The organism is Streptomyces sp. NBC_01241 (genome assembly GCF_041435435.1).
In the GTDB taxonomy this organism is placed as follows: Bacteria; Actinomycetota; Actinomycetes; order Streptomycetales; family Streptomycetaceae; genus Streptomyces.
The window spans coordinates 5,719,995-5,741,656 of the sequence record NZ_CP108494.1; the positions used below are offsets into that span (position 1 = coordinate 5,719,995).

The 21,662-nt window shown below is 68.6% G+C and carries 18 protein-coding genes and 1 riboswitch; of the genes, 9 read left to right on the top strand and 9 right to left on the bottom strand.

The window, feature by feature from the left end:
* The first annotated feature begins 62 nt into the window (after positions 1–62).
* Positions 63–800, top strand: a complete 738-nt coding sequence (locus OG306_RS25775) for a M15 family metallopeptidase (protein WP_266748457.1) — start codon at positions 63–65, stop codon at positions 798–800.
* A gap of 148 nt (positions 801–948) precedes the next feature.
* On the opposite strand, the gene OG306_RS25780 is transcribed toward OG306_RS25775, so the two are convergent.
* Both OG306_RS25780 and OG306_RS25785 read right to left on the bottom strand, forming a co-directional pair.
* The gene (locus OG306_RS25780) at positions 949–2,868 is read right to left on the bottom strand and encodes a family 20 glycosylhydrolase (RefSeq protein WP_371666271.1); all 1,920 of its coding nucleotides are present in this window, start codon (positions 2,866–2,868) and stop codon (positions 949–951) included.
* Between the two features lie 95 nt (positions 2,869–2,963).
* Entirely contained in the window at positions 2,964–3,938 is a 975-nt protein-coding gene (locus OG306_RS25785) for a helix-turn-helix domain-containing protein (RefSeq protein WP_266748459.1), read from the bottom strand.
* A gap of 81 nt (positions 3,939–4,019) precedes the next feature.
* On the opposite strand from OG306_RS25785, the gene OG306_RS25790 reads away from it, so the two are divergent.
* Together OG306_RS25790 and OG306_RS25795 are read left to right on the top strand one after the other, a co-directional pair.
* A complete protein-coding gene (locus OG306_RS25790; protein ID WP_266748460.1) occupies positions 4,020–4,220 on the top strand; it encodes a hypothetical protein in 201 nt (66 codons plus the stop codon).
* A 429-nt stretch (positions 4,221–4,649) separates the two neighbouring features.
* Positions 4,650–5,963 (top strand): recombinase family protein, encoded by a 1,314-nt coding sequence (locus OG306_RS25795; RefSeq protein ID WP_371665649.1) that lies wholly within the window; start codon positions 4,650–4,652, stop codon positions 5,961–5,963.
* Positions 5,964–6,017: 54 nt separating this feature from the next.
* Here the strand turns inward: OG306_RS25795 and OG306_RS25800 are convergent, their stop codons facing one another.
* From OG306_RS25800 to OG306_RS25820, 5 genes are all read right to left on the bottom strand, one after another.
* The gene (locus OG306_RS25800) at positions 6,018–7,037 is read right to left on the bottom strand and encodes a ribonucleotide-diphosphate reductase subunit beta (protein ID WP_266748462.1); all 1,020 of its coding nucleotides are present in this window, start codon (positions 7,035–7,037) and stop codon (positions 6,018–6,020) included.
* Positions 7,037–9,466, bottom strand: a complete 2,430-nt coding sequence (locus tag OG306_RS25805) for a ribonucleoside-diphosphate reductase subunit alpha (RefSeq protein WP_266748463.1) — start codon at positions 9,464–9,466, stop codon at positions 7,037–7,039. Before OG306_RS25805 ends, OG306_RS25800 begins: the two co-directional genes overlap by 1 nt.
* 139 nt (positions 9,467–9,605) lie before the next feature.
* A riboswitch (cobalamin riboswitch) is annotated at positions 9,606–9,764 on the bottom strand.
* Between the two features lie 124 nt (positions 9,765–9,888).
* Positions 9,889–11,526, bottom strand: coding sequence for a monocarboxylate uptake permease MctP (gene mctP / locus OG306_RS25810; protein WP_266748464.1), 1,638 nt, complete (start codon positions 11,524–11,526; stop codon positions 9,889–9,891).
* Positions 11,523–11,777 carry a DUF3311 domain-containing protein gene (locus OG306_RS25815; RefSeq protein WP_114246558.1) on the bottom strand — a complete coding sequence of 85 codons (255 nt, stop codon included), beginning with the start codon at positions 11,775–11,777 and terminating at the stop codon, positions 11,523–11,525. Before OG306_RS25815 ends, mctP begins: the two co-directional genes overlap by 4 nt.
* A gap of 260 nt (positions 11,778–12,037) precedes the next feature.
* The gene (locus OG306_RS25820; RefSeq protein ID WP_266752423.1) at positions 12,038–12,802 is read right to left on the bottom strand and encodes a GntR family transcriptional regulator; all 765 of its coding nucleotides are present in this window, start codon (positions 12,800–12,802) and stop codon (positions 12,038–12,040) included.
* A 279-nt stretch (positions 12,803–13,081) separates the two neighbouring features.
* Between OG306_RS25820 and OG306_RS25825 the strand changes: the two genes are divergently transcribed.
* The 4 genes from OG306_RS25825 to OG306_RS25840 all read left to right on the top strand — a co-directional run bounded on the left by OG306_RS25825 (position 13,082) and on the right by OG306_RS25840 (position 17,814).
* The gene (locus tag OG306_RS25825; RefSeq protein ID WP_266905487.1) at positions 13,082–14,365 is read left to right on the top strand and encodes an extracellular solute-binding protein; all 1,284 of its coding nucleotides are present in this window, start codon (positions 13,082–13,084) and stop codon (positions 14,363–14,365) included.
* Between the two features lie 84 nt (positions 14,366–14,449).
* The gene (locus OG306_RS25830) at positions 14,450–15,436 is read left to right on the top strand and encodes a carbohydrate ABC transporter permease (protein WP_266748466.1); all 987 of its coding nucleotides are present in this window, start codon (positions 14,450–14,452) and stop codon (positions 15,434–15,436) included.
* On the top strand, positions 15,433–16,263 hold the full coding sequence (locus tag OG306_RS25835; protein WP_266748467.1) for a carbohydrate ABC transporter permease: 831 nt from the start codon (positions 15,433–15,435) through the stop codon (positions 16,261–16,263). Before OG306_RS25830 ends, OG306_RS25835 begins: the two co-directional genes overlap by 4 nt.
* Positions 16,264–16,272: 9 nt before the next feature.
* Positions 16,273–17,814, top strand: coding sequence for a glycoside hydrolase family 3 protein (locus tag OG306_RS25840; RefSeq protein ID WP_266748468.1), 1,542 nt, complete (start codon positions 16,273–16,275; stop codon positions 17,812–17,814).
* Positions 17,815–18,129: 315 nt separating this feature from the next.
* Here the strand turns inward: OG306_RS25840 and nagB are convergent, their stop codons facing one another.
* Positions 18,130–18,915, bottom strand: coding sequence for a glucosamine-6-phosphate deaminase (gene nagB, locus OG306_RS25845; RefSeq protein WP_266748469.1), 786 nt, complete (start codon positions 18,913–18,915; stop codon positions 18,130–18,132).
* A 165-nt stretch (positions 18,916–19,080) separates the two neighbouring features.
* Here nagB and OG306_RS25850 point away from each other — a divergent pair, with 165 nt between their 5' ends.
* Both OG306_RS25850 and OG306_RS25855 read left to right on the top strand, forming a co-directional pair.
* A complete protein-coding gene (locus OG306_RS25850) occupies positions 19,081–19,302 on the top strand; it encodes a hypothetical protein (protein ID WP_266748470.1) in 222 nt (73 codons plus the stop codon).
* A 291-nt stretch (positions 19,303–19,593) separates the two neighbouring features.
* Positions 19,594–21,060 (top strand): PAS domain-containing sensor histidine kinase, encoded by a 1,467-nt coding sequence (locus tag OG306_RS25855; RefSeq protein ID WP_266752425.1) that lies wholly within the window; start codon positions 19,594–19,596, stop codon positions 21,058–21,060.
* Between the two features lie 179 nt (positions 21,061–21,239).
* Here OG306_RS25855 and OG306_RS25860 read toward each other — a convergent pair whose 3' ends face one another.
* Complete coding sequence (locus tag OG306_RS25860; protein WP_003953983.1) at positions 21,240–21,497, bottom strand: WhiB family transcriptional regulator; 258 nt, start codon at positions 21,495–21,497, stop codon at positions 21,240–21,242.
* Positions 21,498–21,662: the final 165 nt, after the last annotated feature.

Below are 21,662 nucleotides of genomic sequence, written 5' to 3' on the forward strand. Positions count from 1 at the left end.
ACGCGCGTCGACTCGTCCGACAAGCTCTCTCACCACATCTCCGTCAGGCAGGGAGCCCCCACATGCTCGGACGCACCGCACGACTCCTCCTCGGCCTTGTCATGACCATGGCTTTCGCCTTGGGTGGTGCCGTGGTCACCGCCGGCACCGCACAGGCCGACGGCTGCTACACCTGGACCCGCACTCTGTCCCCCGGCGCCACCGGCAATGACGTCGTCCAGCTCCAGATACGGGTGGCCGGCTACCCCGGCTACAACTCCGTGCTCGACGTCGACGGCTCCTACGGACCGGCCACGACCGCCGCCGTCAAGCGCTTCCAGGCCGCCTACGGCCTCACCGCCGACGGCATCGCGGGCCCCGCCACCCAGGCCAAGCTCTATGAGCTCCAGGACAACGACTGCACCCCGATCCACTTCACGTACGCCGAGCACAACCAGTGCAATGCGACCTGGGCGGGTGGTGCCGTCGCGGCGGGCACGGCGAAGGCCAACGCCCTGAGCACCATGTGGAAGCTGGAGGCGCTGCGGCACGCGCTCGGTGACCAGTCGATCCGGATCACCAGCGGCTTCCGCTCCACCTCCTGCAACAGCGCGGTCGGCGGCGCGTCCAACAGCCGCCATCTGTACGGGGACGCGGCCGACCTCGGAGCCGGACCGCACGCCCTGTGCACCCTCGCCAAGGAGGCCCGCAACCACGGCTTCAACGGGATCCTCGGCCCGGGCTACCCCGACCACGGGGACCACGTCCACGTCAACCAGGGCCCCAGCCACTTCTGGTCGGCGCCGAACTGCGGCATCTGACGCACGAGGGCCCGTACCGCACGAGGGCCCGTACCGCACGAGGGCCCGTACCGCACCAGAGCCCGTACCGCACCAGAGCCCGTACCGCACGGGAGCCCCGTACACCGGCCCGTCCGAACCGGTGTACGGGGCCCTTCCGTGCCCCGCGTCAGGCGGTCTTCGCCGTGAGCCGCGTCGCGCCCGTCGTCTGGACCGTGGCACCGTCCGACGCCCGCTCCGTCAGATGGAGCTGCGAAATCGCGTTGCGCAGGGTCACCGCGCCCGCCCCGGTGTCCAGCTGCCAGCGCTGGGTACGCGCCGTCGCCGAGCAGGCCCCGAGCGACAGCTCGGCCCCGACCTCCAGTGGCGCGCCCAGGTATTTCTTTCCGCGCACCGCGTCCAGGCACTGGCCGGTCTCGGCGGAGTGCACCGTGTAGTACCCGTCGGCGGTGGCCGTCAGTGTCCAGGAGGCCGCGGCGCCGCGGACCAGGGACACGCCCGCGTCCGCGGTGGGGGCGAGTGCCCGGTCGCCCGCGGTCAGCCGGTACGTACCGTCGGCGAGCGGGGTCCGGTCGGTGTTCGACCAGCCCGGCGCGTGACCGATCTTGCGGGCCAGCGCCTCGAAACCGGCATACGTCGCGCTCGGCTTCGGGCCGCCCCAGGTGGCCTGCGCCAGGAAGCGCAACGGCATGAACGTCTTCGCCTCGACCTCGTTCTCGGTCTCGGCCGCGGCGCTGTCCGGCCACAGGCTGATCTTGGCCCCGGTGAGGTTCGCCGCCGTCGCGGGCAGCGTCTCGCCCTCGAAACGCAGGGGCGTCCAGTCGCTCTCGTAGAGATTCCGGGTCTGCGTCGTGTAGCCGCCGCGCACCAGGTAGAGCGCGTACGCCGAGTTCATCACCGGGCGGCCCTCGGCGAGCAGCGTGGACGGCTTCTGGATGGCGCCGCCGCCCAGCCAGTGCTCCACGGTGATGTCACGGTTCAGCGGGACGACGCCGTTCCTGCCCGCCAGACCGTCGTTCCAGATCCGCAGGGACCGGCCGTCGGCGCGCACATGCGCGTCGACCTGGTTGATGAAGTCGACGAAGAGATCGTCGGGGGTCGCGCTCGCGCCGAACTTCGCGGTCGCCGCGGTCTGCAGCTGCGGATAGTTCGGGTACGAGGAGCCGATCATGTACTCGTCGGCGCCCATGTGCCAGGAGCGGGTGTCCCACACACGCAGCGCTTCGTCGACCATCGAGGTGTAGTACGTCAGCGCCTCGGGCCGGGAGATGTCGAGCCGGGGCGGGGACGCGACCCCGTTCCTGTCCTTGAGCTGGAGCTCCGGGTGGTTCTCCAGGTAGGTGTCCATGTGGCCGGGGGAGTTGATCTCCGGCACCAGCTCGATGTGGTACTTATTCGCCAGCGCGACCAGGGTGCGGACCTGGGGCTTCGTGTAGTAGCCCCAGAACGCCGACGCCGGGTCGGTGTCGCTTTTGACCTTGGCCTCGATCCACAGCTGATTGAGCTTCTGGGAGGCCATGTCCTTCATCAGCCGCTCGAACCACGGGATCGAGACGTTGATGTAGCAGGCGCACACCCCGACCCCGCGCTCCCGGTACGCCGGCACATCGGTCGCCGAACCGCGCGCGGCCCGGCCGTCGTCGTTCAGCAGTTGGAGAACGGTCCGCGAACCATAGAAGACGCCGGTGGACGTCGCGGCTGTGACAGTGACCCGGTCGCCGACATCGAGCCGGTAGCCTTCCGCGCCCAACGATCCCTTCAGGGACGGGTCCTGACGCAGCACGATGTCACCGGAACGGGCGGCTGCCCGGCCCTGCGACACCGACGCCGTTCCCCGCAGCTCACCGGCGAAACGGCGCGCATCGGCGGCCGTACGACTGTCACGTGCCCCGTCGAGCACGATCCTCGCCCGGTCGGCCAGCGTGAACTCGCCGTCACCGGCCTGCCATTGCCGCAACGAGGGCAGCACCTCCGGCGGAGGCACGGCAGCGGGTGCGGCGTCGGCCGAGGCGCTCTGCCAGGGCAGCAGCGCGGCGGCGAGCGCAGCCACCACGACCCCGATGGTCCTTCGTCTTGCCATCAGCATCATCATGCGACCGACCCTCTTGGGACGCGGTCGCCGCGGTCCATGGACAGACGTGGTGAACGATTGGACGAATGATCCGACGTCAGACCTGTTGTAGATCAGGCAACTTCGGACATCGAGCCCGGACCGCGGAAGGTCCGGCGGTACGTGTTCGGCGTGGTGCCCAACGACCGTACGAACTGGTGGCGCAGCGCGGCGGCCGTTCCGAAGCCGGTGCGCCCGGCGATCGTATCCATCGTTTCGTCGGATGTCTCCAACAGGTGCTGTGCCAGCAGAACCCGTTGGCGAAGCAGCCAGCGGTACGGGGTGGTGCCCGTCTCCTGCTGGAAGCGGCGGGCGAAGGTGCGCGGCGACATGTGCGCCTGTGCGGCCAGCTGGTCGACGGTCATCTCCTGGTCGAGGTGGCGCTCCATCCAGGCCAGCGTCTCTCCGACCGTGTCGCACGGGGTGCGGGGCAGCGGCCGCTCGATGTACTGCGCCTGACCGCCGTCGCGGTGCGGCGGGACCACCATGCGGCGGGCCAGCGTGTTGGCGACATCGGGGCCGTACTCCTGCCGGACCAGGTGCAGACAGGCATCGATCCCGGCCGCCGTGCCCGCCGAGCTGATGACCGAGCCCTCGTCCACGTACAGCACATCGGGTTCGACCACGGCCCGCGGGAAGCGACGGGCCAGCTCCGTCGTATGGCGCCAGTGGGTGGTGCAGCGGCGCCCGTCCAGCAGTCCGGCCGCGCCGAGCACGTACGCGCCGGAGCAGACGCTCATCACGCGGGCGCCCCGGTCAACGGCCCGGCGAAGGGCGTCGAGGACCTCCTCGGGGTAGTCCCGCCGGGCGAAGTCGCTGCCGGCCGGTACGGCGATGAGGTCGGCCTCCTCCAGGCGGTCGAGGCCGTACGGCGTGCTGATGGTGAATCCGGCGTGGGTCCGCAGCTTGGGCCCCTCGGCGGAGACCACGGCGAAGTCGTGCACCGGCAGGCCCACGTCGCTGCGGTCGAGGCCGAAGACCTCGCACAGCACGCCCAGTTCGAAGGGGTGCACCTCGTCGAGCAGCAGAGCGGCGACATTCTTCAGCATGGATCCAGTGTGGCAGTAATTCGATGCTCCATGACAGTCCTGCCACTGCCGGATGATGTCCGCGCGTACGAGAGTGGAGCCATGAACACAATCCTGAACCTCCTGGGCACAGCCGTACTTTTCGCCCTCGTCCTGCTCCCCGCCCTGCTCGGACTCGCCCGGGAGCGCCGCATCGACCGCCAGTTGCGGGAGGCGGAACGGGGGCGACGGGCGGAGCACCCGGAAACGCAGTCCGCACCCGTTGCGCGGCGCCCGTACGTGAGGGGCTGGGCGAGGATCTAGCCCGGTACCTCAAGCGCCGGACGGGCTCGCCCCGGCGAACCTTCTTGGGGTCATGGGTGCCCGAGGGAGGTTCGGGCGTCGCACAGCGTTACCTTCAAGCCGAGCCGTCGTTCATATGACTGTGAGTCGAACGATGGCGCGTGTCTGTGGGGGTGGGTAATGGCGAACTCGCACTGGAAACCCCATCCCGGTCTTGCTGAAGCGCTGGCGCTGGGATGCGAATTCGACCAGTGGTTGGGCGGGCGCACGCCGATCGTTTCCTATGCGCGCTCCAGCCGGGAGTCCGCCAGCGGGGGTAGGGCTGTTGGGCGCCAGCATGTAAACAATGACGGTGCGGCTGCTGCGCGTGGTTGGGCTGTGGTGTATCAGTACACCGACGACGGGATATCCGCAGCGGACCCCCATGTTGAGCGGCCTGCATACTCTCGCATGGTCAGTGACATCCGCCTGGGGCGGACCCCTGAAGGGTTCAGGATCGGTGGAGCCATAGCCGTTGAAGAGGAGCGCATGGCTCGTCTGCCGGACGATTACTTGAGCCTCTGCAGGGCGTTGGCCGCCCACCCGCCCACCGTTCTGTTCTGGGTGGACAGCAGTGAATTCGTCGACGTTCACGGTCAGGCGGAGAGCGCGGGGGCTGCGCCGCTGCTTCGTGGTCAAACCGAAGTTGAGACGATTAGGCGCCGCAAGCTCCGTTCGGTCCGGGACAATGCTCGCGAAGGCCGTGGCGGGGGAGGTGCTAGGTTCGGCTGGCTGGGGCCCGACGCCGAGACGTGGCGGCAGACAAACACCGTGCTGGATGCGCATGAGTCGCCGTACCTGCGCGGAGCGATCGAGAGGGCTCTGGCCGGTCACACATGGACGTCGATCGCTGACTGGCTGCTTGCTGAGGGCGTTCCCACTGTGCGTGGCAGTAAGTGGACGGTTCCCACCGTGCAGGCGATGGTGACCAACCCCGCTGTCTGCGGCTACCGCCTCGTGGACGGGGACCTTGTCAGGGACGGGCTCGGAGGCGAACCGGTCTTCGGGGTCTGGGAAACGGTGGCCACCCCGGAGGAATGGACGGCGCTGGTGAGCCGCTGTGACCGTTGGTACAGCCTGGATCCAGAACGTCCTTCCCGCAAGCAGGCGTATAAGTCCGGGTCGCGCGGGAACGGTCCGGGCGGGAACGTCAGGGAGCGAGCGATCAATACGGACGCGTCGCGGAAGTATTTACTTTCGGGTTTTCTGCGATGTGGGTACAAGGGCGACGAGGGTCAGAGATGTGACTTCAAAATGGGAGGACACCCTCCGCATGGCACCAACAGGCAAGCCTCGTATCGCTGTTCCCCACCGGGCTGTCGGAAGGTCGGCCGCCGGGTCGACTCGGTGGACACATACGTCGAGTCAGTTGTCTTGACGGAGCTGGAAAGAAGATTCGGCGGTACGGGGCCCGTCGACCGCCGATATCCCGGGGAGGAGCAGCTTGCGGAACTGCGCGCGAGGCATCAGCCAGGGGGCCCGATCCGCAATCTCATCCATGACATGGAGCGAGAGCGCGAGCAATTTCTTGCGCGGCTGGCAGAGGAGAATTTCCTTGCAGGATTCACCCGTGAACGCTGGATTTTGTTCGATACGAGACGGAGGAGGGGTGCTGTCTCCGCAGTCGTCAAGGAGATAGTGGTCCATCCTCTGCCCAAGGGGCGCCCCCGGAACGCACCCTTCGATCCCGCGTTCATCGAAGTGGTACTCCGGGGCGACGACTGATCCCAGCGGGCTGTCCTCCGAGATTCGCGAAGGACAGCCGACCAGATGGTGCGATCAGAAGTCCTCGTCGAAGTCGACCTTGCCCTCGACGGCCACCTGGTACGCCGACGGACGGCGCTCAAAGAAGTTCGTCAGCTCCTGGACACCCTGCAACTCCATGAACGAGAAGGGGTTCGACGATCCATAGACCGGAGCGAGACCGAGCCTACGGAGGCGATCGTCGGCCACGCACTCCAAGTACTGCCGCATGGAGTCGGTATTCATTCCAGGCAGGCCGTCACCGCAGAGGTCGCGGCCGAACTGGAGCTCAGCTGCGACCGCTTCCTCGAGCATCGCGGAGATGTCCTTCTCCAGCTCCTCGTCGAAGAGGTCGGGCTCCTCCTTGCGGACCGTGTCGACCACCTCGAATGCGAAGCTCATGTGGCAAGTTTCGTCCCGGAAGACCCAGTTCGTCCCCGTGGCGAGACCGTGCAGCAGACCCCGCGAGCGGAACCAGTAGACGTACGCGAACGCGCCGTAGAAGAACAGCCCCTCGATGCAGGCCGCGAAGCAGATCAGGTTCAGCAGGAACCGGCGGCGGTCGGCCTTCGTCTCCAGCCGCTCGATCTTCTCGACCGAATCCATCCACTTGAAGCAGAACTGCGCCTTCTCACGGATGGAGGGGATCTCCTCCACCGCGTCGAACGCGGCGGCACGATCATCCGGATTGGGCAGATAGGTGTCCAGCAGCGTCAGATAGAACTGGACGTGCACGGCCTCCTCGAAGAGCTGCCGCGAGAGATACAGCCGCGCCTCGGGGGAGTTGATGTGCTTGTACAGCGTCAGCACGAGGTTGTTGGAGACGATCGAGTCACCCGTCGCGAAGAACGCGACCAGCCGGCCGATCATGTGCTGCTCACCGGGGGACAGCTTGGCGAGGTCGGCGACGTCGGAGTGCAGGTCGACCTCCTCCACCGTCCAGGTGTTCTTGATCGCGTCGCGGTAGCGCTCGTAGAAGTCCGGGTACCGCATCGGCCGCAGGGTCAGTTCGAAGCCCGGGTCCAGCAGGTTCTTCTCGGAGTTGGTGGAGCTCATCACTGGCAGGCCTCGCAGGACTCGGGGTTTTCGAGGGAGCAGGCGATCGCGTCCGCGTCGGGCGCCGAGGCCTGCTGTACGGGAATGGGGGCGGTGGCCGCGGCCCGGCCGGAGGCGGCGCGGGCGATCCGGGTCGCCGGGCGCGAGCGCAGGTAGTACGTCGTCTTCAGCCCCTGCTTCCAGGCGTACGCGTACATCGAGGAGAGCTTGCCGATCGTCGGCGTCTCCAGGAACAGGTTCAGCGACTGGCTCTGGTCGAGGAACGGCGTACGGGCCGCCGCCATGTCGATCAGTCCGCGCTGCGGGATCTCCCACGCCGTGCGGTACAGCGCCCGCACCTCCTCCGGGATCCAGGCGAAGCCCTGCACCGAGCCGCTCGCCTCGCGCAGCGCCTCACGGGTCCGCGCGTCCCACACCCCGAGCTGTTTCAGCTCCTCCACCAGATATGCGTTGACCTGGAGGAACTCACCGCTGAGCGTCTCGCGCTTGAAGAGGTTGGAGACCTGCGGCTCGATGCACTCGTACACACCCGCGATCGAGGCGATCGTCGCCGTCGGCGCGATGGCGAGCAGCAGTGAGTTGCGCATCCCGGTCCTCGCGATCCGGGCGCGCAGCGCCTCCCAGCGCTCCGGCCAGTTCAGCTCGGTGTCGTAGTGGTCCGGGTGCAGCACCCCGCGCGCGGCCCGCGTCTCGGACCAGGCGGGCAGCGGGCCGGAACGCTCGGCGAGATCGCAGGACGCCTCGTACGCCGCGAGCATGATCCGCTCGGAGATCTTCGTGGAGAGCGCACGGGCCTCGGGGGAGTCGAACGGCAGCCGCAGCTGGAAGAAGACGTCCTGGAGACCCATCGCACCCAGACCGACCGGGCGCCACTTCGCGTTGGAGCGGCCGGCCTGCTCGGTCGGGTAGAAGTTGATGTCGACGACCCGGTCAAGGAAGGTCACGGCGGTACGGACGGTGGCGTCCAGCCGCTCCCAGTCGATGGAACCGTCGGCGACGAACGCGCCGAGGTTGACCGAACCCAGGTTGCAGACGGCGGTCTCGCCGTCATCGGTGACTTCGAGGATCTCGGTGCACAGATTCGACGAGTGGACGACGCGGCCCGGCTCGGCGGTCTGGTTCGCGGTCCGGTTGGAGGCGTCCTTGAACGTCATCCAGCCCTGGCCCGTCTGCGCCAGGGTCCGCATCATCCGGCCGTACAGCTCGCGGGCCGGCATCGACTTGCGGGCCAGCCCCTGGGCCTCGGCGGCCCGGTACGCGGCGTCGAACGCGTCGCCCCACAGGTCGACCAGCTCGGGGACGTCGGCGGGCGAGAACAGCGACCAGTCGCCGTCCGCGTCGACCCGGCGCATGAACTCGTCCGGGATCCAGTGCGCCAGGTTGAGGTTGTGCGTACGCCGCTGGTCCTCGCCCGTGTTGTCGCGCAGCTCCAGGAACTCCTCGATGTCCGCGTGCCAGGTCTCCAGGTAGACGGCGGCGGCGCCCTTGCGACGGCCGCCCTGGTTGACGGCCGCGACGGACGCGTCGAGCGTCTTCAGGAACGGCACGATGCCGTTGGAGTGCCCGTTGGTGCCACGGATCAGCGAACCGCGGGCGCGGATGCGGGAGTACGAGAGACCGATGCCGCCCGCGTGCTTCGAGAGCCGCGCCACCTGGTGGTAGCGGTCGTAGATCGAGTCGAGCTCGTCGAGCGGGGAGTCCAGCAGGTAGCAGGAGGACATCTGCGGGTGCCGGGTGCCGGAGTTGAACAGGGTCGGCGAGGACGGCAGATAGTCGAGCCGGCTCATCAGCCCGTACAGCGACGCCACTTCGTCCAGGGCGCGCTGCCCCGCTTCTGAACCGAGTGCAGCGTTCTCGGCGAGCCCGGACGCGACCCGCAGCATGAAGTGCTGGGGCGTCTCGATGACCTGGCGGGTGTGCGGGTGGCGCAGCAGATAGCGGCTGTGCAGGGTCCGCAGCCCGAAGTAGCCGAAGCGGTCGTCGGCGCCGGCGGCCAGCGAACGCTCCACCAGCGCGTCGAGGGCGGCCGCGTGCAGCGCGACGAACTCGGCGGTGCGGTCCGCGATCAGGCCCTCGCGGTGTCCGACGGCGATCGAGGCGGAGAAGGAGACGGCGCCCTGACCGGCCGCCTCGTCGGCGATGGCGAGGATCAGGAGCCGGGCGGCGAGCCGGGAGTAGGCGGGGTCCTCGGAGATCAGCCCCGCGGCGGCCTCGGTGGCCAGCGCGCGCAGTTCGGCCTCGTCCGCTCGGGCGCTGCGGCCGCGCAGTGCGGCGGCGGCGACGCGACCGGGGTCGGTGTCGGGCAGATCGACGGTGAGGCCGGTCAGGGTCCGCAGCAGCGCGGTTCCCGGTCCGTCGTGTGCGGTTGCCTCGGACTCGGCCGCTTCGGACACGGCGACTGAAGCCGGATCGGCTGGCGCGATGGTCACGTGGTGCTCTCCCTCGCTCGGCTCGGGGCCGGCGGGGAACGGGGCAGCCGGACAGAGGCGGGCCCGGGTCGGGGCAGCACTCCGCACGGCGTCCACCGGCCCAACCGCGAGGCCCGGACGTCTGGCATCCGGTTCGGTCGAGCCGGATGAACTGTCGGCAGGTCCTCGGACTTACTCGGGGGTGCGCAAAAGCGCACCGAACATACCGTTGCGGGACAGTTCCGGATTCGCACCGGATTCCCCTGCGGCGACAGCGAGCATGAGCATACATGTGGGGGCCGTCCGATGAGGCAGCCCCCACATGTTGTGTCGCGCAACATATCTCGGGACGCGCGTACGGCCCGCCGCCGAGCGCACGGACGGCCCGCCGCGCCCCGCTGGAGGGGGCTTGACGGGCCGTCGTACGGCTGTGGGAGCGGCCGTCAGTGGCCGCCGCCCGGCGCCCCTGCCGTGGCCTGCGGGAGCTCCACCTGGACGCCCTTGTCGCCCGCGTCGGCCGTGTAGTCGGCCGGCGAGGTCTCGTCGACCCCGGCGGGTGCCTTCACGGCGTTCAGGACGAAGGTGAGCACCACCGTCACCACCACGTTCAGCACGAACGCCGTGAGACCGATGTAGCCGATCTCGCCGATGCCCGGGATCTCCTTGGACGACCCGCCGAAGTGCGCCTGGGTCGGGCTGGCGACGCCGTACGCGGCCACCGTCCCGTACACCATGCCGACCGCCCAGCCCGCGAGCAGCGCCCAGCGGTGGAACCAACGGGTGAACAGGCCGCCGACCAGGGCCGGCATTGTCTGGAGGATCCAGATCCCGCCGAGCAGCTGGAAGTTGATTGCGACCGTCTTGTCCATGGTGAGGACGAAGGCGAGCGCGCCGACCTTCACCAGTAGCGACACCAGCTTGGAGACCTTGGTCTCCTGCTCCGGGGTCGCGTCCGGCTTCAGGAAGTCCTTGTAGATGTTGCGGGTGAAGAGGTTCGCCGCGGCGATCGACATGATCGCGGCGGGCACCAGCGCGCCGATGCCGATGGCGGCGAACGCGACACCCGCGAACCAGTCCGGGAACATGGTCTCGAACAACTGCGGGATGGCCAGCTGGCCGTTGTCCACCTTGATTCCGGCGGCGATCGCCATGAAGCCGAGCAGCGCCAGCAGGCCCAGCATCAGCGAGTACAGCGGCAGGATCGTGGTGTTGCGCCGGATCACATTGCGGCTGCGGCTGGAGAGCGTCGCCGTGATCGAGTGCGGATACATGAACAGCGCCAGCGCCGAGCCCAACGCCAGGGTGGCGTAACCCCATTGCCCCGCCTCGCCCGGCGCGAGCGCGCCGCGCGGCTTGCCGGTCGCCGGATTGGTCTGCGAGAACGCCTCGCCCGCCTTGGCGAAGATGTTGTCGAAGCCACCGAGCTTGATCGGGATGTAGATGATCGCCACCACGATGACCAGATAGATCAGCCCGTCCTTGACGAACGCGATCAGCGCGGGTGCCCGCAGACCGGACGAGTAGGTGTATGCGGCGAGCACCGCGAACGCGATCAGCAGCGGCAGGTCCTTGATGAACCAGTGGGTGTTCTCGCCGCCGCCGACGCCCATCACGTCCAGCACCGCCTGGATGCCGACGAGTTGGAGCGCGATGTACGGCATCGTGGCGAGGATGCCCGTGACGGCGACCGCCAGCGACAGCCCCTTCGAGCCGAAGCGGCCGCGGACGAAGTCCGAGGTGGTCACGTAGCCGTGCTTGTGCGAGACCGACCAGAGCCGCGGCAGGAAGGTGAAGATCAGCGGGTACACGAGGATCGTGTACGGCACGGCGAAGAAGCCGGCCGCGCCCGCCGCGTAGATCGCCGCGGGCACGGCGACGAAGGTGTACGCGGTGTACAGGTCGCCGCCGAGCAGGAACCAGGTGACCCAGGTGCCGAACGACCGTCCGCCCAGGCCCCATTCGTCGAGGCTGGCCTCGTTCTCGGCCTTTCGCCAGCGCGCCGCCAGGAAGCCCATGACCGTGACGGCCAGGAAGAAGAAGATGAAGACGCCGAGCGCGACGCCGTTCACGCCGTCCTTCATGCCGACGCACCCCCCTTGCGGGCGCGCTGGTCACGCTGCCACAGCTTGTACGCGATCACCGTGAGCGCGGTGGAGATCAGCACCCAGAGCATCTGGTACCAGTAGAAGAACGGAATGCCGATGAAGGTGGGGTCCACCTTCGCGTACGAACTCACCCACAGCATCGCCACGAACGGCGCGATGAGGCAGAGGGCGATGACCACCCGTACCGGTGTGACGGTCGGTGGTTTTCCTTCTGGGTCTGCTGGCATGCGGCGACTCCGTCCCCTCGCTGATCACCTGGTGTAATGCGCAGGAAATCTAGGGGAGGCTTCCGGTCACCGTCACCCCCTGTCCGCATTGCGGTCCGGCAACGGTCCCGCGGGTGGGCGCGAATGTTCGGAATATCGCCAAACGTACGAGAGTTGGTCCGGACCAGGACGTGCGAACGGCCCCCGTGGTTTCCACGGGGGCCGACGCGGCTGTGCGTACGGGGTGCGGTGGCCGGGAGCGGTCGGTCGCCGCGGCGGGTTCAGTCCGTCGGCCGCTTCAGGCGGGCCACGAACTTGTACCGGTCGCCGCGGTAGACCGAGCGCACCCACTCCACCGGCTCGCCCCGGCCGTCGAGCGAGTGCCGGGACAGCATCAGCATCGGCAGGCCCACATCCGTACCGAGCAGGCCGGCTTCGCGCGGGGTGGCGAGCGAGGTCTCGATGGTCTCCTCGGCCTCGGCCAGCCGGACGTCGTACACCTCGGCCAGCGCGGTGTAGAGAGAGGCGTACTTCACCAGTGAACGGCGCAGCGCCGGGAAGCGTTTGGCTGAGAGGTGCGTGGTCTCGATCGCCATCGGCTCCCCGCTGGCCAGTCGCAGCCGCTCGATCCGCAGCACCCGGCCGCCGGCCGAGATGTCCAGCAGCCCGGCGAGCGTGTCATCGGCCGTGACATAGCCGATGTCCAGCAACTGGGACGTCGGTTCCAGCCCTTGGGCGCGCATGTCCTCGGTGTACGAGGTGAGTTGCAGGGCCTGCGAGACCTTCGGCTTGGCCACGAAGGTGCCCTTGCCCTGGATGCGCTCCAGCCGGCCCTCGACGACCAGCTCCTGGAGCGCTTGGCGCACGGTCGTGCGCGAGGTGTCGAACTCGGCGGCCAGGGTCCGCTCCGGCGGCACGGGGGTGCCCGGCGGCATGGTGTCCGTCATGTCGAGGAGATGTCGCTTCAGCCGGTAGTACTTCGGTACGCGCGCCGTCCGCGTGGCCGCGCCCGTCCCGTTCTCCGTACTGCCCCCGTCGGCACCCATGGCCCGCCTTCCCGACTGCTGCGTTGCTGCCGTCACCGGCTCCTCCGTCTGTCGCGGCTCACATGGTGGCACGGTCCGGTCACGGCTCGTCGCCCTCCCTTAGGTGTCGGTCCTATAACGGACGCGAGTGCACTTCTTATACACCCTTGACACCCCTAAAGGTCTAGGCCAAGCTCCCGGTGCTGGTCTAAACCATTAAAGACCAGGTCCAGCCCCAGCAGTACTCGTCGAATGTCTTCGCGGTGGGCGGGGTTGCAGTATCCCTGAGGAGGGTTTGGCGTGAAGCGCAAGCTCATCGCGGCGATCGGCGTCGCGGGCATGATGATCGGCCTGGCGGCGTGCGGGTCCGACGACGGCGGTAGCGACAGCGGTAAGAAGACCGGCCCGGACAGCTACAAGGGCGAGACCCTCACCGTCTGGGCAATGGATGGCTCCACGCCTCCCGGCTGGACCAAGGACCTGACCGCGGCCTTCAAGAAGAAGACCGGCGCCACGCTGAAGTTCGAGGCCCAGAAGTGGGACGGCATTCAGCAGAAGATCACCACCGCTCTCTCCGAGTCGACCCCGCCGGACGTCATCGAGGTCGGCAACACCCAGACCCCCGCGTACGCGGCCACCGGTGGCCTCGCCGACCTCGGCGACCTCAAGAAGGAGATCGGCGGCGACTGGGTCGAGTCCCTCAACCAGTCCTCGGTCTTCGACGGCAAGCAGTACGCCGCTCCCTGGTACTTCGCCAACCGTGTCGTCATCTACAACAAGAAGGTCTGGGCCGACGCCGGCATCAAGGACACCCCGAAGACGCGTGACGAGTTCTTCAAGGACCTCGACGCCATCAAGAAGAAGGGCAAGGCCGAGCCGATCTACCTGCCCGGCCAGAACTGGTACTTCTTCGACGGCCTGACCATCGGTCAGGGCGCGGACCTGGTGAAGAAGGAAGGCGACAAGTACGTCTCCAACCTCTCCGACCCCAGGGTCACCGCGGCCATGAACCTCTACAAGAAGTACCAGTCCTACTCCAAGGCCCCCAAGGACAAGGACGAGGCCACCCCGCAGCAGGCCGAGGTCTTCGCCAAGGGCAACGTCGGTGCCTTCATCGGCATGGGCTGGGAGGCCGCCACCGCCATCACCGCCAACAAGAAGATCGAGAGCGACATCGGCTACTTCACCATCCCGGGTGAGACCGCCGACAAGCCCGAGGGCGTCTTCCTCGGCGGCTCCAACTTCGCGGTCGCCGCGGGCAGCAAGAAGCAGGAGCTCGCCAAGGAGTTCCTGAAGCTCGCCCTGTCCGACCAGTTCGAGGGCCAGCTGGCCAAGGAGAACGGCGTCATCCCGAACAAGGAGTCGCTCAACTCCAACCTGACCGGCAACGGCGCCGCCGAGGCCGCGGCCCCGGCCGCCGCCGCCGGTGGCACCACCCCGCTCATCCCCGAGTGGGCCGCTGTCGAGAACGATCCGAACCCGATCAAGAGCTACATGACCGCGGTTCTGAACGGCAAGAGCCCCGAGGACGCCGCCAAGGCGGTCGAGGCCGAGATCAACAAGCGTCTCTCGCAGAAGAGCTGATCGCACGCGCCGGGGGGCGGGGACCGACCGCCCCCCGGCGCGCCCGCGTGTCTGGAACGTACGGCCCAAGAAGAGATGGCGAGCATGTCAGTGCAGACCGAACAGGTGGACTCGGTCCGGGCAGCCGGTGTCCGCGAGGATGACGCGCCTCCCGGCGGCCCAGCCGCTTTGCGAAAGAAGCGGGGCGGAGGCTCGGCCCCGTACCTGCTCCTGTTGCCCGCACTGCTCGCCACGGCGCTGCTGCTGGGCTACCCGCTGGTCAAGAACGGCATGCTGTCGTTCCAGAACCTCAACCCGCGCCAGCTGATCCAACACCTGACCGAGTGGAACGGCGTCGACAACTACAAGGAAGTCCTCGGCAGTTCGGACTTCTGGAAGGTCGTCGAGCGTTCGGTCTTCTTCACCGCCGCCAACGTCGTCCTGATCATGCTGCTCGGGATGCTGGTCGGCCTGCTGCTCGCCCGCCTCGGCAAGAAGATGCGCCTGCTGCTCATGCTGGGCCTCGTGCTCGCCTGGGCCATGCCGGTCATCGCCGCGACCACGGTGTACCAGTGGCTGTTCGCCCAGCGCTTCGGAGTCGTCAACTACGTGCTCGACAGCCTCGGCTGGCACTCGATGGCCGACTACAACTGGACCAGCGGCCAGTTCTCCACCTTCTCGCTGGTCACTCTGGTGATCGTCTGGCAGTCCATCCCGTTCGTGGCCATCAACCTGTACGCCGCGTCCACGACGATCCCCAAGGAGCTGTACGAGGCCGCCTCGCTCGACGGCGCCGGAACCTGGAAGAGCTTCACCTCCGTGACGCTCCCGTTCCTGAAGCCGTTCCTGCTGGCCACGACATTCCTCGAAGTCATCTGGGTCTTCAAGTCCTTCGCCCAGCTCTTCGCGATCAACCGCGGCGGCCCCGACCGGCTCACCGAGACCCTGCCCGTCTACGCCTTCGTCGAAGGTGTCGGCAACCAGCACTTCGGCATGGGCGCCGCCATCTCGTTCCTGACGATCATCGTCCTGCTGGCGTTGACCGGTTACTACCTGCGCACGGTACTGAAGCAAGAGGAGGACGAGCTGTGAGGCGCTCACTGTTCGGCCGGATCTGGCCCAACGCGACGGCTGTCGTCCTCTTCATAGGCTTCGCCTTCCCCGTCTACTGGATGTTCAGCACGGCGTTCAAACCGACCGGCGACATCATCACCGACACCCCGGTGTGGTTCCCGACCGACATCACCTTCGAGCACTTCAAGAAGGCCGTCCGGGCGGACCACTTCTGGACCCTGGTCGGGAACTCGTTCACCGTCACCCTGATCTCCGTGGCCGCCTCACTGGTGATCGCGCTGGTGGCGTCCTTCGCGATGGCACGCATGCGCTTCAAGGGCCGGCGAGGCATCCTGCTGACCTTCATGGTCGCGCAGATGGCGCCCTGGGAAGTCATGGTCATCGCGGTCTACATGCTCGTCCGCGACGCGGACATGCTGAACAGCCTGGTCCCGCTGACGGCCTTCTACATGATGATGGTCCTGCCCTTCACCATCCTGACGCTGCGCGGCTATGTCGCCGCCGTGCCCAAGGAACTGGAGGAGTCGGCCATGGTCGACGGCTGCACCCGTTCCCAGGCCTTCATGAAGGTGATCCTGCCGCTGCTCGGCCCTGGCCTGATGGCGACCTCGCTCTTCGGCTTCATCACCGCCTGGAACGAATTCCCGCTCGTCCTCATCCTCAACAAGGACATCGAGTCGCAGACCCTGCCGCTCTGGCTCTCCCAGTTCCAGACCGCGTTCGGTGACGACTGGGGCGCGACGATGGCTGCCTCCTCGCTCTTCGCGATCCCGATCCTGGTCCTCTTCATCTACCTCCAGCGCAAGGCCGTCAGCGGCCTCACCGACGGCGCCGTGAAGGGATAACGCACCTCCATGACCACCCTGATATCCACCACGGACACCGTCACCCGCGACGCCCTCGCCGTCCTGCAGCCCGGATTCACCGGCACCACCGTCCCGGACTGGGTGCTGCGCCGGGTCGACGAAGGCCTCGCCTCCGTCGCGCTGTTCGGCCGCAACATCCGGACGGCCGAGCAGGTCGCCGCGCTCACCGCCCAGCTCAGGGCCGAGCGCGAGGACCTCCTCGTGGCGATCGACGAGGAGGGCGGTGACGTCACCCGCCTGGAGGTGCGTACCGGCTCCTCCTTCCCCGGCAACCTCGCGCTCGGCCACGTCGACGACCTGGAGCTGACCCGCGCGGTCGCCCAGGAGCTGGGCCGCCGGCTCGCGGAGTGCGGCGTCAACCTCAACTGGGCGCCGTCCGCGGACGTCAACTCCAACCCGGACAACCCGATCATCGGCGTACGGTCCTTCGGCGCCGACACCGCGCTCGTGGCCCGGCACACCGCCGCGTACGTCGAGGGCCTCCAGGCCGCCGGAGTCGCCGCCTGCACCAAGCACTTCCCGGGGCACGGCGACACCGCGATCGACTCGCACCACGCGATGCCGCGCATCGACGTGGACCTGGAAACGCTGCACGCCCGTGAACTGGTGCCCTTCCGGGCAGCCGTCGCCGCGGGTTCCAAGTGCGTGATGAGCGCGCACATCCTGCTGCCGGCCCTCGACCCGGACCGCCCCGCGACGGTGAGCCCGCGGATCCTCACCGGTCTGCTGCGCGAGGAGATGGGCTACGACGGCCTGATCGTCACCGACGCCGTGGAGATGCAGGCCATCGCCGGGACGTACGGCATCGAGCGCGGCTCCGTCCTCGCGATCGCCGCCGGGGCCGACGCCCTGTGCGTCGGTGGCGGACTGGAGGACGACGGCACGGTGCAGCGGCTGCGCGACGCGCTGGTCGCGGCGGTGCGCAGCGGTGAACTCGCCGAGGAGCGGCTCGCGGACGCGGCCGCACGGGTACGTGCCCTCGCGTCCTGGACGCAGCGGGCCAAAAGGGCCGGTTCGGCGCCGGTCGCGGCAACGCAGTTGGGGGCCGCGTCCGGTACCGGAAACGGCTCCGACATCGGCCTGATCGCCGCCCGCCGCGCGGTGCGGGTGACCGGCTCCGCCGAACCGCTCACCGAGCCCGCGTACGTCGCCGCGTTCACCTCAGCCTCGAACATCGCGGTCGGCGACGAGACCCCGTGGGGCGTCGCCGCGGAGCTGGGCCGGCTGGTGCCGGGCACGGAGACCGACACATACAGCGGCGAGACCCTGGAGCCCGCGGCCGCGGTGCTGCGGGCGGCGGGGGAGCGGCGCATCGTCGTGGTCGTCCGCGACGCTCACCGCCACGCCTGGATGGCCGGGACCATCGACGCCCTGGTGGCGGAGCGCCCCGACACGGTCGTGGTCGAAATGGGCGTCCCGCAGGCACCCCCCACGGGCGCCCTGCACATCGCCACCCATGGCGCGGCCCGCGTCTGCGGCCTGGCGGCAGCGGAGGTCATCGCCAGGGGCACGGAAGCCCGCGGGGCCTGAGCCCGGAGGCCCGGTAGCGGGGCGTGACGCGGAACGAGGGGCCACGTCACACCCGCTTCCTGCCCATCAAGCCCGTCACACCGGCCTCGGGCAATCCAGTCCCGTCACACCCGCCTCCGGCCAATCAAGCCCGTCGTCCGGCGATTGAGGGCAAAACTCGTCTCCCCGGTGGGGATGCCTCCCCGTGACGCGGCGGCCAAATCAAGCCCGTCCGGCGATTGAGGACAGTGCACGTTCCAGGACGCGTCACGGCACACGAGAGGGCCGGGACACCCACCACGGGTGTTCCCGGCCCTCTCGCCGCGTCCGGGACGACTACAGCCCCTGCCACAGCGGCTTCGCCGCATACGTGGCGCGGAAGTAGTCCGCCAGCCTCAGCTTCGACGCCGCGGCCTCGTCCACCACCACCGTCGCGTGCGGGTGCAGCTGCAGCGCGGACGCGGGAACGATCGAGGCCACCGGCCCCTCCACCGTCTGCGCCACGGCGTCCGCCTTGCCCTCGCCGGTGGCGAGCAGGATCGGGTGGCGGGACTCCAGGATGGTGCCGATGCCCTGGGTGATCACGTGGTGCGGCACCTGCGTGATGTCGTTGTCGAAGAAGCGCGCGTTGTCGATCCGGGTCTGCTCGGTGAGCGTCTTGATCCGGGTACGGGACGAGAGCGAGGAGCACGGCTCGTTGAAGCCGATGTGCCCGTCGGTACCGATGCCGAGGAGCTGCAGGTCCACCCCGCCGACCTCGGCGAGCGCCTTGTCGTACGCCTGGCAGGCGGCCAGGACGTCCTCGGCGGAGCCGTCGGGGCCCATGAAGGACGCCTCGGACAGGCCGAGCGGTTCGACGACCTCGCGCAGCACCACGGAGCGGTAGGACTCGGGGTGGCCCGCCGGCAGCCCGACGTACTCGTCGAGCTGGCAGATGCGGGCGCGCGAGGCGTCCACGGCGCCGGAGCGGACCTTGGCCGCCAGCGCCCGGTAGATGGGCAGCGGGGTAGAGCCGGTGGCAACGCCGAGAAGGGCGTCGGGCTTGCGGCTCAGCAGTGCGCCGATGGCCTCTGCGATGAGTTCGCCGCCTGCCTTGGCGTCCGGGACGATGACAACTTCCACGCGGGGCCTGCCGATCTGAGGAATCGAGTCAATGTGGTATAGACCAATCGTGGTCCAATCTAGCAGAACCAGGTAACACCGACACGGCAGCCTTGCCCGTCCTTGTCGCACTCCGCCGCTTTTGCCGGGGAGGGTGAGCGGCCGGGCAGGATCACGTCCGGCGAGATGCCCGAACAGCATGCGAGGGCGCGCCACATCCTCGGCCGGGGCGCGCCCGGGCTCCACGGGGAGGTCGCCGGGATCGCGCAGGGCGTCGAACCGGACGCCCGGGACGCACTGGTCGTCACGGCCGGCAGCTCCGGCATCGGCCCGGGCCCGTGGAAACACCCGCGGGCCGCGGCGCCGGGACGGGACCCTCAGCCCGTTCGGCACCGCAGCCCGGAGTAGGACCGGCCGTCGCCTGAGCGCCGGACGGTCCGCTCGGCCGGCGGTGTGCGGTGCCCCCGGCCGGGGAGAGGTACCGGCGCGGTCAGGGCAGAGAGCGCGGGTACCTCGATCCACTCTCCTGTGCGGGGAGAGTGGAGGCTCTGTCTTGAGCATTGTGGACTAGACCATTCGCCCGTGTCCATCCGTAGGAGCACCGCAATTTCCCGTGCTCATACTCCCTTGCACGTACGGCCGGGCCGCTCGGTTCGGAACCCGTACCCATCCGCGGGTACGCTCGCACACGTGCCCTCCATGAACGACCTCGTCCGCCAGCACACAGCCCTCAGCGACACCGACCTGGAGTGGCTGCACCTGCTGGTCTCGGAGTGGCAGCTGCTCTCCGACCTCTCCTTCGCCGACCTCGTGCTGTGGGTCCCCACCCGCGACGGCACCCGCTACGTCTCCGTGGCCCAGATGCGGCCCAACACCGGCCCCACCTCCTATCAGGACGACATGGTCGGCCACTTGGTGCCGCGCGGCCGCCGTCCGCTGCTGGACGCGGCGCTGGACGAGGGCCGGATCGTGCGCGAGGGCGACCCGGAGTGGCGCGAGGAGGTTCCGGTACGCGTCGAGTCGATCCCCGTACGCCGTGAGGGCCGGGTCCTCGGAGTCATCGCCCGCAACACCAACCTCCTGACCGTACGCACGCCGTCCCGGCTGGAGCTCACCTACCTCCAGTCGGCCTCCGACCTCGCCCAGATGATCGCCGCGGGGACCTTCCCGTTCCCCGGCCAACAGGTCGACATGGACGCGTCACCGCGCGTCGGCGACGGGCTGGTCAGGCTCGACGCCGAAGGGGTCGTCCAGTACGCCAGCCCCAACGGCCTCTCCGCCTACCACCGCCTGGGCCTCGCCTCCGACCTGGTCGGCCAGCACCTGGGCGGGATCACCGCCGAACTGGCCCCGTCCCGCGGCCCGGTCGACGAGGCCCTGGTCAAACTCGCCAGCGGTTACGCGCCCCGCGAGTTCGAGGTCGAGTGCGCGGGCGGGGTGATCCAGCTCCGGGCGATCCCGCTCAAGCCCAAGGGAGTCCGGATCGGCTCCCTGGTCCTCCTCCGGGACGTCACCGAACTGCGCCGCCGCGAGCGGGAGTTGATCACCAAGGATGCCACCATCCGGGAGATCCACCACCGGGTGAAGAACAACCTCCAGACCGTTGCTGCCCTGTTGCGGCTCCAGGCCCGCCGGATGGACTCGGCGCAGGGCCGCGAGGCGCTCAACGAGGCGGTACGGCGGGTCGGTTCGATCGCCATCGTCCATGAGACGCTGTCTCAGAATCTGGACGAGCGGGTGGAGTTCGACGAGATCGCCGACCGGGTCATCGCGATGGTCGCCGAGATCTCCCCGGGCAAGGTCACCTGCCGCCGTACGGGCCGCTTCGGCATACTCGACGCCGAGGTGGCCACACCGCTCGCGATGGTACTCACCGAAGTTCTGCAGAACGCCCTGGAGCACGCGTTCACCCTCGCCGAGTCCGGCACGGTGGAGGTGTCGGCGGTGCGCGGCGGTTCCTCCGCCGAGCCGCGGCTGCTGATCACCGTTCAGGACGACGGCTGCGGTCTGCCCGAGGGTTTCGACCCGCAGCGCGCCGGCAATCTGGGGCTCCAGATCGTCAGGACACTGGTGGAAGGCGAGCTGGGCGGAACCTTCGGGATGGTCCCGGCCCCCGAGCGCGGCACCCAGGTCGTTCTCGACATCCCGGTCCGCGCCGATAAGTAGCCCCGGTGGGGCCGGCCGGCCGACGCGGACACAGCAGTGAGCCCGGACCGTCGATCACGGTCCGGGCTCACTGTTCATGCATGCGTTTCGGGGGTACTGCGCGCTGCGACTCGGGGGGCGGGGTTGTGCGTACGCTCTGTACGCGCCGCCTGGCTGAGGCTCGTAGCGGTGGCGTCGGATCAGGCGCTGGCGTTACGCGCCCGGTTGCGAGCGGCACGGCGCTTCATTGCGCGGCGCTCGTCCTCACTGAGGCCACCCCAGACGCCGGAGTCCTGGCCGGACTCGAGCGCCCACTGCAGGCACTGCTCCATGACGGGGCAGCGACGGCAGACGGCCTTGGCTTCCTCGATCTGCAGCAGCGCAGGACCGGTGTTGCCGATGGGGAAGAACAGCTCGGGGTCTTCCTCACGACAAACGGCGTTGTGACGCCAGTCCATGGCTGCTACCTCTCCTTGGTATTACATCAGTTGCTTGTGAATGTGAACGCTTTCACGAATCCCCCCGCAGGTGAAGGGCCGACGCCCAGATGAACTGGTTGTGGTCCTGTGAAGTGAGGAGGGGTTCTGGCTCTCAGTGGAGGCCGTTGTTGCGGGCCGTCCCGA

What these genes read in the sequence shown, in the direction of transcription:
- OG306_RS25780 (WP_371666271.1), bottom strand. Translation starts at nt 2,868, where the DNA reads ATGATGCTGATGGCAAGACGAAGGACCATCGGGGTCGTGGTGGCTGCG.
- OG306_RS25815 (WP_114246558.1), bottom strand. Translation starts at nt 11,777, where the DNA reads ATGCCAGCAGACCCAGAAGGAAAACCACCGACCGTCACACCGGTACGG.
- OG306_RS25860 (WP_003953983.1), bottom strand. Translation starts at nt 21,497, where the DNA reads ATGGACTGGCGTCACAACGCCGTTTGTCGTGAGGAAGACCCCGAGCTG.
- OG306_RS25830 (WP_266748466.1), top strand. Translation starts at nt 14,450, where the DNA reads ATGTCAGTGCAGACCGAACAGGTGGACTCGGTCCGGGCAGCCGGTGTC.
- OG306_RS25820 (WP_266752423.1), bottom strand. Translation starts at nt 12,802, where the DNA reads ATGGGTGCCGACGGGGGCAGTACGGAGAACGGGACGGGCGCGGCCACG.
- OG306_RS25855 (WP_266752425.1), top strand. Translation starts at nt 19,594, where the DNA reads ATGAACGACCTCGTCCGCCAGCACACAGCCCTCAGCGACACCGACCTG.
- OG306_RS25795 (WP_371665649.1), top strand. Translation starts at nt 4,650, where the DNA reads ATGGTCAGTGACATCCGCCTGGGGCGGACCCCTGAAGGGTTCAGGATC.
- OG306_RS25785 (WP_266748459.1), bottom strand. Translation starts at nt 3,938, where the DNA reads ATGCTGAAGAATGTCGCCGCTCTGCTGCTCGACGAGGTGCACCCCTTC.
- OG306_RS25775 (WP_266748457.1), top strand. Translation starts at nt 63, where the DNA reads ATGCTCGGACGCACCGCACGACTCCTCCTCGGCCTTGTCATGACCATG.
- mctP (WP_266748464.1), bottom strand. Translation starts at nt 11,526, where the DNA reads ATGAAGGACGGCGTGAACGGCGTCGCGCTCGGCGTCTTCATCTTCTTC.
- OG306_RS25850 (WP_266748470.1), top strand. Translation starts at nt 19,081, where the DNA reads ATGCCCGAACAGCATGCGAGGGCGCGCCACATCCTCGGCCGGGGCGCG.
- OG306_RS25800 (WP_266748462.1), bottom strand. Translation starts at nt 7,037, where the DNA reads ATGAGCTCCACCAACTCCGAGAAGAACCTGCTGGACCCGGGCTTCGAA.
- OG306_RS25840 (WP_266748468.1), top strand. Translation starts at nt 16,273, where the DNA reads ATGACCACCCTGATATCCACCACGGACACCGTCACCCGCGACGCCCTC.
- OG306_RS25790 (WP_266748460.1), top strand. Translation starts at nt 4,020, where the DNA reads ATGAACACAATCCTGAACCTCCTGGGCACAGCCGTACTTTTCGCCCTC.